12 protein-coding genes and 1 riboswitch are annotated in these 13850 nt (G+C 68.4%); of the genes, 2 read left to right on the top strand and 10 right to left on the bottom strand.

Translation table 11 applies throughout. The annotated features are described in order from the left end of the window. Positions 1–24: 24 nt before the first annotated feature. Entirely contained in the window at positions 25–1236 is a 1212-nt protein-coding gene (locus ACZ6JY_RS24315; protein ID WP_469198694.1) for a glycerate kinase family protein, read from the top strand. On the opposite strand, the gene ACZ6JY_RS24320 is transcribed toward ACZ6JY_RS24315, so the two are convergent. From ACZ6JY_RS24320 to ctaE, 6 genes are all read right to left on the bottom strand, one after another. Next, entirely contained in the window at positions 1185–2585 is a 1401-nt protein-coding gene (locus ACZ6JY_RS24320; protein WP_469198696.1) for an aminotransferase class V-fold PLP-dependent enzyme, read from the bottom strand. The two genes, ACZ6JY_RS24315 and ACZ6JY_RS24320, sit on opposite strands and share 52 nt — an antisense overlap. A gap of 221 nt (positions 2586–2806) precedes the next feature. Then, a riboswitch (SAM riboswitch) is annotated at positions 2807–2924 on the bottom strand. Between the two features lie 86 nt (positions 2925–3010). After that, complete coding sequence (gene trpD / locus ACZ6JY_RS24325) at positions 3011–4075, bottom strand: anthranilate phosphoribosyltransferase (RefSeq protein ID WP_469198698.1); 1065 nt, start codon at positions 4073–4075, stop codon at positions 3011–3013. A 144-nt stretch (positions 4076–4219) separates the two neighbouring features. Then, positions 4220–5842 (bottom strand): cytochrome bc1 complex cytochrome b subunit, encoded by a 1623-nt coding sequence (gene qcrB, locus ACZ6JY_RS24330; RefSeq protein ID WP_469198700.1) that lies wholly within the window; start codon positions 5840–5842, stop codon positions 4220–4222. 4 nt (positions 5843–5846) lie between these two features. Further along, positions 5847–6905 carry a cytochrome bc1 complex Rieske iron-sulfur subunit gene (gene qcrA / locus ACZ6JY_RS24335; protein ID WP_469198702.1) on the bottom strand — a complete coding sequence of 353 codons (1059 nt, stop codon included), beginning with the start codon at positions 6903–6905 and terminating at the stop codon, positions 5847–5849. Continuing rightward, the gene (qcrC, locus tag ACZ6JY_RS24340) at positions 6902–7711 is read right to left on the bottom strand and encodes a cytochrome bc1 complex diheme cytochrome c subunit (RefSeq protein WP_469198704.1); all 810 of its coding nucleotides are present in this window, start codon (positions 7709–7711) and stop codon (positions 6902–6904) included. The genes qcrA and qcrC overlap by 4 nt, the downstream gene beginning before the upstream one ends. Positions 7712–7789: 78 nt before the next feature. Next, on the bottom strand, positions 7790–8410 hold the full coding sequence (gene ctaE / locus ACZ6JY_RS24345; RefSeq protein ID WP_469198706.1) for an aa3-type cytochrome oxidase subunit III: 621 nt from the start codon (positions 8408–8410) through the stop codon (positions 7790–7792). 200 nt (positions 8411–8610) lie between these two features. On the opposite strand from ctaE, the gene ACZ6JY_RS24350 reads away from it, so the two are divergent. Then, positions 8611–9012: a hypothetical protein gene (locus tag ACZ6JY_RS24350; RefSeq protein WP_469198708.1), complete on the top strand. Its 402-nt coding sequence runs from the start codon at positions 8611–8613 to the stop codon at positions 9010–9012. 81 nt (positions 9013–9093) lie between these two features. On the opposite strand, the gene ACZ6JY_RS24355 is transcribed toward ACZ6JY_RS24350, so the two are convergent. The 4 genes from ACZ6JY_RS24355 to ctaC all read right to left on the bottom strand — a co-directional run bounded on the left by ACZ6JY_RS24355 (position 9094) and on the right by ctaC (position 13589). After that, positions 9094–10353, bottom strand: coding sequence for a L,D-transpeptidase (locus ACZ6JY_RS24355; RefSeq protein ID WP_469198710.1), 1260 nt, complete (start codon positions 10351–10353; stop codon positions 9094–9096). A 139-nt stretch (positions 10354–10492) separates the two neighbouring features. Beyond that, on the bottom strand, positions 10493–10891 hold the full coding sequence (locus ACZ6JY_RS24360) for a cytochrome c oxidase subunit 4 (protein ID WP_369213389.1): 399 nt from the start codon (positions 10889–10891) through the stop codon (positions 10493–10495). Then, positions 10888–12630: an aa3-type cytochrome oxidase subunit I gene (gene ctaD / locus ACZ6JY_RS24365; protein ID WP_469198712.1), complete on the bottom strand. Its 1743-nt coding sequence runs from the start codon at positions 12628–12630 to the stop codon at positions 10888–10890. The genes ACZ6JY_RS24360 and ctaD overlap by 4 nt, the downstream gene beginning before the upstream one ends. Further along, a complete protein-coding gene (gene ctaC / locus ACZ6JY_RS24370) occupies positions 12627–13589 on the bottom strand; it encodes an aa3-type cytochrome oxidase subunit II (protein WP_469198714.1) in 963 nt (320 codons plus the stop codon). The genes ctaD and ctaC overlap by 4 nt, the downstream gene beginning before the upstream one ends. Between the last annotated feature and the right edge of the window lie 261 nt (positions 13590–13850).

Raw genomic sequence — 13850 nt, forward strand, 5'->3', positions numbered from 1 at the left:
CACTGTGCTCGCACTGGAGACCTCATGCTGACCCGTTTCGCCATCGCTCCCAGCGGCTTCAAGGAGTCCCTGTCCGCGGGCTCCGCGGCCGATGCCATCGCCGCGGGGGTACGCCGTGTCGTCCCGCACGCCGAGACCGATCTGATCCCGCTGGTGGACGGCGGCGAGGGCACGGCCCGCGCCCTGGCGTCCGCGGACGGCGGCCGGCTCGTCGCGCTGCCCGCCACCGGTCCCGTCGGCCAGCGGATCGGCACGCACTTCGCGCTGCTCCGCGACGGCACGGCGGTCGTCGAGATGGCCGCCGTCGCCGGGCTCGCCCTGGTCCCCCGCGATCTGCGCGACCCGGGCGCCACCACGACGTACGGCGTCGGCGAGCTGATCCGCGCCGCCCTGGACGCGGGCGCCCGCCGCATCCTGGTCGGCTGCGGCGACTCGGGCACCTCCGACGGCGGCGCGGGCGCACTCCAGGCCCTGGGCGCCCGCCTCCTGGACGCCGACGGCTGGGAACTGCCGCGCGGCGGCCGGGAGCTGGCGCGGCTGAGCCGGATCGACGCGAGCGGCCTCGACCCGCGCCTCGCGGACACCGACATCCGCGTGGCGTGCAACCCCTTCAACGTGCTCTGCGGCGAGCGCGGCGTCGCCCGCGTCTTCGGCCCCCAGAAGGGCGCGACGCCCGCGCAGGTCGAGCAGCTCGCCGCGGGTCTCGAACACTGGGCGCACATCCTCACGCGTGACCTCCGCGTCGTAACCGACCTCTTCGAGGGTCCTGGCACCGGCGCGTCCGGCGGCCTCGGGGCGGGCCTGGCCGCCCTGGGCGCGCGGCTGCTGCCCCGCTTCGACGTGCTGCTCGGCCGGCTCGACCTGGATGCCCGCCTGGCCCGCGCCGACCTGGTCGTCACTGCGGAGGGCGCCCTCGACCACCAGACGCCGCGCGGCAAGATCCCGGCGGAGGTGGCCCGCCGCGCCAAGCGCTCGGGCCGCCCGGTGCTGGTGCTCGCGGGCACGATCGGGCAGGGCGCCCACCATGTGCGGGCGGTGGGCGTCGACGCCTACAGCGCGATCCTGCCGGCCCCGGTCTCCCTGACCGAGGCCCTCGGCAGGGGCGGCGAGTTCCTCACCGACGCGACCGAGCGGGCCCTGCGGATGATCGTGCTCGGGTCACGGCTGAGGAGCGGCCGGACGGGTCACGCGGTCACGCCGGTGTCCGGCACGCAACGGCCGTCCTCGGTGCGGTAGTTCCACCGGGCGCCGTCCGCCACCAGCTCCTTGACGGCCCGTACGAAACGCTCGACGTGCTCGTCGGGGGTGCCCGCGCCGAAGCTCACGCGGATCGCGTTCAGCGACTTCTCGCCGGGCGCGGCCTCGGGGGCGCCGCACTCGCCGGGCTCGTCGGCCTCGCTGCCGAGCAGGGTGCGCACCAGCGGGTGGGCGCAGAACAGGCCGTCCCGTACGCCGATCCCGTACTCGGCGGAGAGCGCGGCGGCGAAGTGCGAGCTGTTCCAGCCGTCCACGACGAAGGAGATGACGCCCACGCGCGGCGCGTCGTCACCGAAGAGCGAGAGCACCCGGACGGCGGGCACCTCGGCGAGCCCCTCGCGCACCTTCGCGATGAGGTGCCGCTCGCGGGCCACCAGCTCGTCGAAGCCGGCCTCGGTGAGCGCCTTGCAGGCGGAGGCGATGGAGTAGACGCCGATGACGTTGGGCGACCCGGCCTCGTGGCGGGCGGCGGTGTCGTGCCACTCCACGTCCACGCCGCCGTCCGCGCGCCGCGCCACCTTCCGCGAGGCGCCGCCGCCCGCGAGGTAGGGCTCGGCGGCGCGCAGCCAGTCGGAGCGGCCCGCGAGGACGCCGGAGCCGAAGGGCGCGTACAGCTTGTGCCCGGAGAACGCGACCCAGTCGACGTCCAGCTCGCGTACGGACACCGCGTGGTGGGGCGCGAGCTGCGCGGCGTCGAGGACGATCCGGGCCCCGTGCGCGTGCGCGGCGGCGGCCAGCTCCTTGACCGGCCACAGCTCGCCCGTGACGTTGGAGGCACCGGTCACGCAGACCAGGGCGGGCCCGTAGGGCTCGCGGTCGGCCAGCGCCCGCTCCAGGGTGTGCACGGCCGCGTCGGGGGTGCGCGGGGCGTTGAGGTAGGTGACGCGGGCGTCCCGCCACGGCAGGAGCGAGGCGTGGTGCTCGGTCTCGAAGACGAAGACCTCGCAGTCGGCGGGCAGGGCGGCGGCGAGCAGGTTCAGCGAGTCGGTGGTGGACCGGGTGAAGACGACCTGGTCGCCCTCGCGGCAGTCGAGGAACTCGGCGACGGTGGCCCGGGAGTTCTCGAAGAGGTCGGTGGAGAGCTGCGAGAGGTACCCGGCGCCGCGGTGCACGCTGCCGTAGTACGGGGCGTAGGCGGCCACGTCGTCCCAGACCCGCTGAAGCGCCGGGGCGCTCGCCGCGTAGTCGAGCGCCGCGTAGGTGACCTCCCCGCCGGTGACGAGCGGCACGGTGACGTCCCTGCCGAGCACGGGCAGCGGCGGCGCGCAGCAGGGGTCGGCGGACTCGGCGGCGGGGGCGGTCTGGGCGGCGGCGGGGCGTGCGGACATGGCGAAGTCTCCCTGCGGGCATGGTGGAACAGCTGCGTAAGATCCCGTGCGGCGGCCGAACAGCGGTTCCGCGTACGGGTGTTGCCTCGACGCGCGGCGCTCTGGGCCGGGCGGAGGGGATACGGCGAACGGGGCCCGAGGCCCTATCGCATTCGCTTGCTCACGAGACTGCTCCCTTGAGGACCAGGACCCCAGGGCTGTGACATACGACGATGTCCAGGGGTCCGCGCTTGCCATACGCCTTGCTGCGTACGACCTGGTCTTCACCCGGGGCACCCCGCCACGGACGGAGGGTTGCCGGACAGCGGGCCGGGGCCGTAGTCGCTGTCACTCATGACCTGTGCAGCATCCTGCCACACGATCTTCGGTGCGCAAGGCGCGGTCCAGAATCCGGACTGCGCCCCGCGTCACACGTCCCGCCCCGCTCAGCGGTTGCTGGCGGACACCCAGCGCTCCAGGGCCCGCTTCGCCGCCCCGGAGTCGATCGACTCCGCCGCCCGCGCCATCGCGGCACGGATCTGCTCCTCCAGGCTGCCCTCGCCCCGTGCGAGGGCCACCAGGGCCGCCGCGGAGTTGAGGAGCACCGCGTCGCGCACCGGGCCGCTCTCGCCGTCGAGCAGCCGCCGGGCGACCTCCGCGTTGTACGAGGCGTCGGCGCCGCGCAGCGCCTCGACGGGCACCAGGCCGATGCCGACGTCACGGGGGTCGAAGGCCTCCTCGCGGACGGCTCCGTCGCGCACCACCCAGACGCGGGAGGTGGACGTCGTCGTCAGCTCGTCGAGACCGTCGTCGCCCCGGAAGACGAGCGAGGAGTGCCCGCGCTCGGCGAAGACACCGGCGACCACGGGCGCCATCCGCGCGTCGGCGACACCGACCGCCTGGGACCGCACCCTGGCCGGGTTGGTGAGCGGACCGAGGAGGTTGAAGACGGTCCTGATGCCCAGCTGGCTGCGCGCGGCACCGGCGTGTCGCAGCGCCGGGTGGAACTTCACCGCGAAGCAGAAGGTGATCCCCGCCTCCTCCGCGACCTCGACGACCCGTTCGGGGGTGAGCTGGAGGTTGACGCCCAGCTTCTCCAGGACGTCGGACGCGCCGCTGGCCGAGGACGCGGCGCGGTTGCCGTGCTTGACGACCTTCGCGCCGGTGCCCGCGATGACGATCGCCGACATCGTGGAGATGTTCACCGTCTTGGCGCCGTCGCCGCCCGTGCCGACGATGTCGACCGTCTCGCCCGGCACCTCGATCACGTTGGCGTGCTCGTACATGGCGCGTACGAGACCGGAGATCTCCTCCACGGTCTCGCCCTTGGCCCGCAGCGCCACGACGAAGCCCGCGATCTGCGCGTCGGTGGCCTCGCCGCGCATGATGCGGTCCATGGCCCAGGCCGTGTCGTCGGCGCTCTGGTCGCGCCCGTCGAGCAGTCCGTTCAGTACGTCGGGCCAGGAACGGCCCGCCGCGGTGGTGCCTCCTGCGGGGGTCACAGCGCTCATGGCCGCTCCTGGTTTTCCGTCCGGTACGTAAGGGGTGGCACCACCCTATCCAGCCCTGGGGACGGCAAAGAGCCCCGTCCATGCAATGGACGGGGCTCCTGCCGTGGCGACCTTGTGGTCTACAGCTCGTCGAGCTTCAGTCGATCAGTGGTGACCGTGGCCGCTCGTGATCTCCTTGTACTCCTCGGCGGTGGGCTTGGGGATCTGGTTGTCCTCCCCGTAGTAGCCCTTGGAGAGCTTGGCCCGCAGCTTCTGCGCGCCGGTGACCTTGCGCTCGACACCGTTCTCGTCGACCGTCGGGCCGATCTCGACCGGCTTGTACTGCTCGTGCGCGGTCAGCGTGTGGAGCTGGTCCTTGCCGAGCGGCTCGTGGATCTCGATGAACTCGCCGTGCGGCAGGCGCTTGATGATGCCCGACTCGCGGCCGTGCAGCACCTTGTCCCTGTCACGCCGCTGAAGACCCAGGCAGATCCGCTTGGTGACGATGAACGCGATGACCGGGGCGACGAAGAAGGCGATGCGCACGAACCAGGTGATCGCGTTGATCGACAGGTGGAAGTGCGTGGCCCAGAGGTCGTTTCCACCACCGATCAGCATGACCATGTACCAGGTGATCCAGGCAACGCCGAACGCGGTCCGGGTCGGGGCGTTGCGCGGGCGGTCCAGGATGTGGTGCTCGCGCTTGTCGCCGGTGACCCAGGCCTCGAGGAACGGGTAGACCGCGATCACGACGAGGACCAGCGGGAAGATGATCATCAGCGGGATGAACACACCCAGGACGAGCGTGTGACCCCAGAGGTTGATCTCCCAGCCCGGCATGACACGGATCAGGCCTTCGGAGAAGCCCATGTACCAGTCGGGCTGCGCACCGGTGGACACCTGGTCCGGCCGGTACGGGCCGATGGCCCAGATCGGGTTGATCGAGGCGATCGCCGAGATGACCGCGATGACACCGAAGACCAGGAAGAAGAAGCCTCCGGCCTTGGCCATGTAGACGGGCAGCAGCGGCATGCCGACGACGTTCTTGTTGGACTTGCCGGGGCCCGCGAACTGCGTGTGCTTGTGGTAGAAGACCAGGATCAGGTGCGCCACCATCAGGCCCAGCATGATGCCCGGCAGCAGCAGGATGTGCACCGAGTAGAAGCGCGCCACGAAGTCGCCGCCGGGGAACTCCCCGCCGAACAGGAACATCGACAGGTACGTGCCGACGACCGGGACGGACAGGATCGCGCCCTGCATGAAGCGGACACCGGTGCCGGAGAGCAGGTCGTCCGGGAGCGAGTAACCGGTGAAACCGGTGAACATGCCGAGGACGAACAGCAGGAAGCCGAACAGCCAGTTGACCTCACGCGGCTTGCGGAAGGCGCCCGTGAAGAACACGCGCATCATGTGCACGAACATGCCGGCGAGGAAGATCAGCGCCGCCCAGTGGTGGATCTGCCGGATCAGCAGACCACCGCGCACATCGAAGGAGATGTGCATGGTCGAGTTGAACGCCTCGGACATCAGCTGTCCCTGCAGCGGGACGTAGCTGCCGGTGTACTCCACCTCGTTCATCGACGGGTGGAAGAACAGCGTCAGATACACACCCGTGAGGATGATGATGATGAAGCTGTACATGCAGATCTCGCCGAGCATGAAGGACCAGTGGTCCGGGAAGATCTTGCGCATGTTGGCCTTGGCCAGGGAGTAGATCCCAAGACGGCCGTCGGCCCAGTCGGCCACCCGCTCGCCGGCGGGTGCCTTCTTCTTGTTGTCGCTGCTCATCAGGTCAGCCCCTCTCGAAGAAGGCAGGACCGACGGGCTCGTCGAAGTCGCCGAGCGCCTCGAGGTAGCCCTCCTCGTTCACACCGATCCGCAGCTGCGGCAGGGCGTGACCAGCGGGGCCGAAGATCACTCGGGCACCGTCGGAGAGGTCGAAGGTGGACTGGTGGCACGGGCAGAGGGCGTGGTGCGTCTGCTGCTCGTACAGGGAGATCGGGCAGCCCACGTGGGTGCAGATCTTGGAGTAGGCGACGATGCCGTCGTGCGACCACTCCAGCTCGCGCTTGTCCTTGATGTTCTCCGGCTGGATACGGATGATCATCAGGGCGGCCTTGGCGATCTGGACCTGGAAGTCGTGGTCGTGCTCCGACATGCCCTCGGGCATGGCGAACGTCAGCGAACCGACCTGCACGTCCGAGGGACGCAGCGGCTCGTGCGTGTTCATGTTGACGAGCTTCTTGCCCTTGGCCCACTTGGTGTGCCGGAGCTTGTCCTCGGGCAGCGGACCGAGGTCGCGCAGGAGGACGACGCCGGAGAGCGGGACCAGGGCGAGCGCGCCGAACATCGTGTTGCGGATCAGCTTGCGCCGACCGAACTGCGACTCCTCGGCACCGGCCTTGAAGTCGGCCATGACCTTGGCCCTGACCTCGGGCTCGGCCTCGATGGGGTGCCGGTCGTCGGCGACCTCCACGTCGGACATCAGGGTGCGGGCCCAGTGGACCGCGCCCGCGCCGATGCAGAACAGCGCCACACCCAGGGTCAGACCCAGGGCGAAGTTGAGACCGCTGATGTGCCCGATCGGCCAGACGAAGATGCTCTTGTCCGCCGGGATGGTCACGAACGAGGCGATGAAGCCCACCGTGGCCAGCATGGACAGCGTGAACATGAACGCGATCGCGCGCTCGGAGCGCCTCGCGGCCCGCTCGTCGATGTCCTGGACACGGTGCTCGTGCGGCGGGAGGCCCGGGTCGGCGAACGGGTTCTCGTCCGCCACGGCTACCGAGCCGTGCTCGGTGTCCTGCTCAGCCGGCAGGTTCTTCTCTTCTGGAATCTCTTGGCTACTCATGACTTCTTGGCCTTTGCGGTCCGAGCGGCGACCCACACGGCGACCGCGATCAGCGAACCGAGACCGAAGATCCAGCCGAAGAGGCCTTCACTGACCGGACCCAGACCACCCAGCTTCAGACCGCCAGGGCTCTCGGTCTTCTCGCCGTTGACCGCGTCGAGGTACGCGATGATGTCCTTCTTCTCCTTCTCCGGCATCGTGGTGTCGGGGAAGGACGGCATGTTCTGCGGGCCGGTCTGCATGGCCTCGTAGATGTGCTTCGGGGAGACATCATCGAGCGGCGGCGCGAACTTGCCGTGCGTGAGCGCGCCACCTTCACCAGTGAAGTTGTGGCACTGGGCACAGTTGGTGCGGAACAGCTCGCCACCCTTGGCGATGTCCGCCCCGTCCGGGCTGTACTGCTTCTCGGTCGGAACCGAAGGACCGGCGCCCAGCGACGAGATGTACGCCGCGAGCTGGTCGATCTGGGCCTGGTTGTAAATGACCTTCTTCTTGGGTGCCTGGGCACCCTGCTGCTGGAGCGGCATGCGCCCGGTGCCGACCTGGAAGTCGACCGCCGCGGCGCCCACGCCGACCAGGCTCGGACCGTCGGAGGAGCCCTGACCGCCGGTTCCGTGGCAGCTGGAGCAGCCCACGGCGTAGAGCTTCTTGCCCTCGTCGATGGCGAGGGACTGGGCGGTGTCGTCGGCCTGCGCCTTGTCCGCCGGCGCGAACGCGGCGTACAGCCCCCCGGTGGCCGCCAGCGCGAGGAGTAGGACGACGACCGCCGCCAGCGGATGGCGTCGTCGTGCGGAGAGCTTTTTCACGGATTACCCCGGTGTCAGGATCTTCTGCGTCGATGCTTCTGGAATGTGTCGGTACGTCGCGTGAGCGACCCCCGCCGATTACTTGATCATGTAGATCGTGGCGAAGAGTCCGATCCAGACCACATCGACGAAGTGCCAGTAATAGGACACGACGATGGCTGCGGTCGCCTGTTCATGGGTGAACTTCCTGGCCGCGTAGGTGCGGCCCAGGACCAGCAGGAAGGCGATCAGGCCGCCTGTCACATGCAGTCCGTGGAAGCCGGTGGTCAGGTAGAAGACCGAGCCGTACGGGTCGGACGAGAGCGAGAGGCCCTCGTGCTTGACCAGCTCGGTGTACTCGTACACCTGACCGCCGATGAAGATCGAACCCATGATGAAGGTGACGATGAACCACATCCGGAGCTTCTTCACATCGCCACGTTCAGCGGCGAACACGCCTAGCTGACACGTGAGGGAGGAGAGCACCAGGATGGTGGTGTTCGTCGCCGAGAACGGGAAGTTAAGGGCCGAGGCCATTTCCTTCCAGTGATCAGGACCTGTCACCGATCGCAGGGTGAAGTACATCGCGAAGAGGGCCGCGAAGAACATCAGCTCGGAACTCAGCCAGATGATGGTTCCGACGCTGGTGAGGTTCGGTCGATTGACCGGCGGGTGCGCGTGCCCGGTATCTACTGTCGTTGCTGTCGCCACGACCGACATTATGTCGGTCGCTTATCCCGCCCTCACCCCGGGGGGTGCCGTTCGGAGTGTCTGCGGGGTGTGTCCTGCCCGTATGGCCCATCGCGGGGCCTTCCGAACAGGTGTTGACGGGGTGTCGGGAGGAGTAGCATCCGCGCATCGGTTCCCGATCCCATGACGGCACAGCTCAGCTCAGGACTGCTCGACGTACTGGAGGAACAATGCAGCCGACCGCCACGGTGCTGGTCTACAGCGACAACGCGAGCACCCGCGAGCAAGTCCGGTTGGCCACCGGGCGCAGGCCTGCGACGGACGTTCCCGAGGTCGAGTTCATCGAGTGCGCGACGATGCCCGCGGTCCTCAAGGAGCTGGACTCCGGCGGTGTGGACGTCTGTGTGTTCGACGGCGAGGCGACGCCCGCGGGTGGCATGGGCGTGTGCCGCCAGATCAAGGACGAGGTCTTCAGGGCGCCGCCGGTGCTGCTGCTCATCGGGCGCCCGCAGGACGCCTGGCTGGCCACCTGGAGCCGGGCGGAGGCCGCGGTGACCCTGCCGGTCGATCCGGTGGAGTTCGCGGACGCGCTGGCCGCCCTGCTGCGCAAGCGCCTGGCCGTGGAGGCCTGACCCGCCTGACCCGCCCCTTATACGCGTACGACGGAGGGCCCCGCGGCTTCGCGGGGCCCTCCGTGCCGTTCTGCGGGGCCGCTAGACCGCCGGCCGCAGTCGGGCCGCTTCGACGGCCGCGGGGCCGTCCTTGGCGCCGCGGAACACCGCGCTGCCCTCGCGCCACTTCTTCCACCCCATGTTCCAGTCGCCCAGGCCGTTGCCGAACGTCGGCATGTCCTCGCCGGAGCTGTTGATCGTCCGGGTGATGTCGCCCTGCCGCACCGTCTTGAAGAACCAGGCGGCGTTGCTCGTGCTCATCCCCACGCAGCCGTGGCTGACGTTGGCGGAGCCCTGCGAGCCCACGGACCAGGGCGCGGCGTGTATGTATTCACCCGTGTCGGTGAGCCGGGTGGCGTAGTACACCGGCAGGTCGTACGAGTCGGATGTGCCGTTGGGGATGCCGATGCTGGTGCCGCGCATGCGTACGAAGTACTCCTTGCCGAGCACGACCTTGACGCCGTTGCGCGTGGAGTAGCCGGGCTTTCCGGTGGTCACCGGTATGGAGTTGATCTCCTCGCCGTTGCGGTAGACCGTCATCGTGTGGGAGGCGGCGTCCGTCACGGCCTCGACCCTGTCCCCCGTGCTGAACCTGAGCGGCTTGGTCTCGGCCCCCCACAGCCTGTCGCCGACCTTGATGCCCCCGAGGCCGCTGGAGACGCTGACGGTGGCGTGGGTGGGCCAGTAGTCCTTGGGCCGGTAGTGCAGCGTCTCGCTGTCCACCCAGTACCAGGAGCCCTCGGTCGCGGGCGTGGACCTGACCTTCAGGGACCGCTCCACGACCGCGCGGGCCTCCTTGCCCTTCACCGGGGCGCTGAGCGATGCCGTGACGGGCTGTCCGACGCCGTACAGGCCCGCCTCGGGGCCGAAGGTGACCTTCAGGAGCTTCTTCCCGGGGGCCGCGTGGGTGTCGAACGTCAGGACCTTGCGGCCGGGCGCGCCGTCCTCGTCCTCGGTGCTCACCCGCACCGTGTAGTGGGCGCCGGCCGCGAGCGGCGCGGTGCTGTGCCACCGGGCGCCGTCGGCGGTGAGTTCGCCGGCCAGGTGCCGGCCCGCGGCGTCGGTGGCGGTCACATCGGTGATGCGCGCGTCCTCGCCCTCGGCGGTGACTTCGAGGGGCTTGTCCGGGTCGGCCTTCTGGCCGCCCAGGGGGGCGTTGAAGGCGATCTGGCCGGCCGCGTCGTACGGCTGCGCCGAGAGCGGGTGGCCGTCGGAGCTGCCGCATGCCGTGGCGCCCGTGCCGAGGGCTGCCACCAGGAGCGTGCAGCCCGATATCGTACGAATACGCGGTGACTGGCTCATAAGCACACGATATGGATATTCACCGTGTACGGCGCGCCGAAGTAACCCGTACGGGGGGCGAGATGGCCGCGGCACGCCGAAGGGCCCGGACCTCCAGAAGGAGTGTCCGGGCCCTTCGGGCGCGTCGGGGACTACAGACTCACTGGGTCTGGTTCTCGCCGCGGTAGTACTCGAAGACCCAGCCCCAGAGGCCGATCAGCAGCATCGGGGCGGAGAAGTAGAGCAGCCACCAGCCGAACGCGACGCCCATGAAGGCGAGCGCGCCACCGACGGCGAGCGAGAGCGGCTGCCAGCTGTGCGGGCTGAAGAAGCCCACCTCGCCGGCCTCGTCCGCGACGTCGGCCTCCTTGTTGTCCTGTGCGGAGGCGTCGACACGCCGGGCCGTGAAGGCCAGGTAGTAGCCGATCATGATGCACAGGCCGAAGGCCAGGAAGAGCGCCGTGGTACCGGCCGGCTCCTTCGACCACACGCCATAGACGATCGCCATGGCGAGGACGAAGACGCTCAGCCAGATGAACATCTTGCCCTGGATCTTCACTTCGCGGCCTCCTTGTCGCCGCCGAACAGCGCGGTGTCCTTCTGCCCGGCGTTCTCGATCTGGCCGAGGGCCGCGATGTCCGGGTGGTGCAGGTCGAAGGCCGGCGATTCACTGCGGATGCGCGGCAGGGTGACGAAGTTGTGGCGCGGCGGCGGGCAGGACGTCGCCCACTCGAGCGAACGGCCGTAGCCCCACGGGTCGTCGACGGTGATCTTCTTGCCGTACTTGGCCGTCTTCCAGATGTTGTAGAAGAACGGCAGTATCGACAGACCGAGCAGGAACGAGCAGATCGTCGAGATCGTGTTCAGCGCGGTGAAGCCGTCCGCGGCGAGGTAGTCCGCGTAGCGACGCGGCATGCCCTCGGCGCCGAGCCAGTGCTGCACCAGGAACGTGCCGTGGAAGCCCACGAACAGCGTCCAGAAGGTGATCTTGCCGAGACGCTCGTCGAGCATCTTGCCGGTGAACTTCGGCCACCAGAAGTGGAAGCCGGAGAACATCGCGAAGACGACGGTGCCGAACACCACGTAGTGGAAGTGCGCCACCACGAAGTACGAGTCCGAGACGTGGAAGTCCATCGGGGGCGAGGCGAGGATGACGCCCGTCAGGCCACCGAAGGTGAAGGTGATCAGGAAGCCGACCGCCCACAGCATCGGGGTCTCGAAACTCAGGGACCCCTTCCACATCGTTCCGATCCAGTTGAAGAACTTCACGCCTGTTGGCACGGCGATCAGGAACGTCATGAAGGAGAAGAACGGCAGTAGTACGCCGCCTGTGACGTACATGTGGTGCGCCCACACCGTCACGGAGAGACCCGCGATGGCGATGGTCGCGCCGATCAGGCCCATGTAGCCGAACATCGGCTTGCGGGAGAAGACCGGAATGACCTCGGAAATGATGCCGAAGAACGGCAAGGCGATGATGTACACCTCTGGATGGCCGAAGAACCAGAAGAGGTGTTGCCACAGCAGTGCGCCGCCATTTGCCGCGTCAAAGATATGGGCACCGAATTTACGGTCCGCCTCCAGGGCGAACAGCGCGGCGGCCAGGACCGGGAAGGCGAGCAGCACGAGGACGGCCGTCAGCAGCACGTTCCACACGAAGATCGGCATGCGGAACATGGTCATGCCGGGCGCGCGCATGCAGATGATCGTGGTGATGAAGTTGACCGAGCCGAGGATCGTGCCGAAGCCGGAGAAGGCCAGACCCATGATCCACATGTCGGCGCCGACGCCCGGCGAACGGACCGCGTCCGAAAGCGGGCTGTAGGCGAACCAGCCGAAGTCGGCCGCACCGTTCGGCGTGAGGAAGCCGCCGACCGCGATGAGCGAGCCGAAGAGGTACAGCCAGTAGGCGAACATGTTCAGCCGCGGGAAGGCGACGTCGGGCGCGCCGATCTGGAGCGGCATGATCCAGTTCGCGAAACCGGCGAACAGCGGCGTCGCGAACATCAGCAGCATGATCGTGCCGTGCATCGTGAACGCCTGGTTGAACTGCTCGTTCGACATGATCTGCGTACCCGGGCGGGCGAGTTCGGCGCGCATGAAGAGCGCCATCACTCCGCCGATGCAGAAGAACGCGAACGACGTGACCAGGTACATCGTGCCGATCGTCTTGTGGTCAGTGGTGGTCAGCCACTTGATGACGACGTTTCCCGGCTGCTTGCGCCTGACGGGCAGCTCGTTCTCGTACGAGTCCGTTGCTGCTGCCGCGGCACCCTGGGGTTCGTTGAGGATGCTCACAGGTTGTTCGTCTCCCGGTTCTTCTCGTGGCCCGTCTGCTCGATGCCGGCCGGGATGTAACCGGTCTGGTTCTTCTCGGCGAGCTCTTCCAGATGCTTCTGGTAGCGCTCGGGAGAGACGACCTTGACGTTGAAGAGCATCCGGGAGTGGTCGACGCCGCAGAGCTCGGCGCACTTGCCCATGAAGGTGCCCTCCTTGTTGGGAGTCACCTCGAAGGCGTTGGTGTGGCCCGGGATGACGTCCTGCTTCATGAGGAACGGAACCACCCAGAAGGAGTGGATGACGTCACGTGAAGTCAGGACGAAGCGGACCTTCTCGCCCTTGGGGAGCCACAGGGTGGGACCGGGGTTGCCGTTCTGGGGGTTCCGGTCGCCGGGCGTGCCGACGTCGTAGACGCCACCGGCGTTGGCCGGGAAGTCGTCGCGGAAACGCTTCGGAATGGCGTCCAGGTCCTTGGAGGTCTTCGCGTCCTCCTTGTTGGAACCCTTGACGTCCTCGACGTAGTTGAAGCCCCAGCTCCACTGGAAGCCGACCACGTTGATCGTGTGGGCCGGCTTGTCCTCCAGCTTGAGGAGCTTCGACTCGTCCCGTGCCGTGAAGTAGAAGAGCACGGAGACGATGATGAGGGGGACGACCGTGTACAGCGCCTCGATGGGCATGTTGTACCGGGTCTGGAGAGGTACTTCCACCTTCGTGCGGCTGCGCCGGTGGAAGATGACGCTCCACAGGATCAGACCCCAGACCAGCACGCCCGTGGCGAGCGCTGCCGCCCACGAGCCCTGCCAGAGGGAGAGAATCCGCGGAGCTTCCTCCGTCACCGGAGTGGGCATTCCAAGGCGGGGGAAATCCTTGTATGTGCAACCTGTGGCGGTCGCCAGGATCAGGCCCGCAGTCAGCACCTGCGGCAGCTTCCGCCGCATCGGGCGCCGCGACGAGCGGTCGGAGCCGTTGGGACTCACGTAGCGCCTTCCCGAGAGTCTCGCCCGCGCTGTTGGCTGCGGCCTTCTCGCTGGTCGGTCGCCGCCCTGCGGCGGGCAGGGGTTTGGATGTTTATGCGGACCAAACCCTACTGGACGCTATTTGGGGTCGCGCGGGGAGGGTGCCTAACGCGCCGCGGGTCACTCCGAAGGGTGGGGGCTCGGCATGTGCCCGCCTTCTGACGGGGGGTCGGGCGCCCGCCGGGGTGGTGGAATCTCGTCGTCCGCGGGTGCGGGGCCATC

Source organism: Streptomyces sp. NPDC046335 (assembly GCF_055587985.1).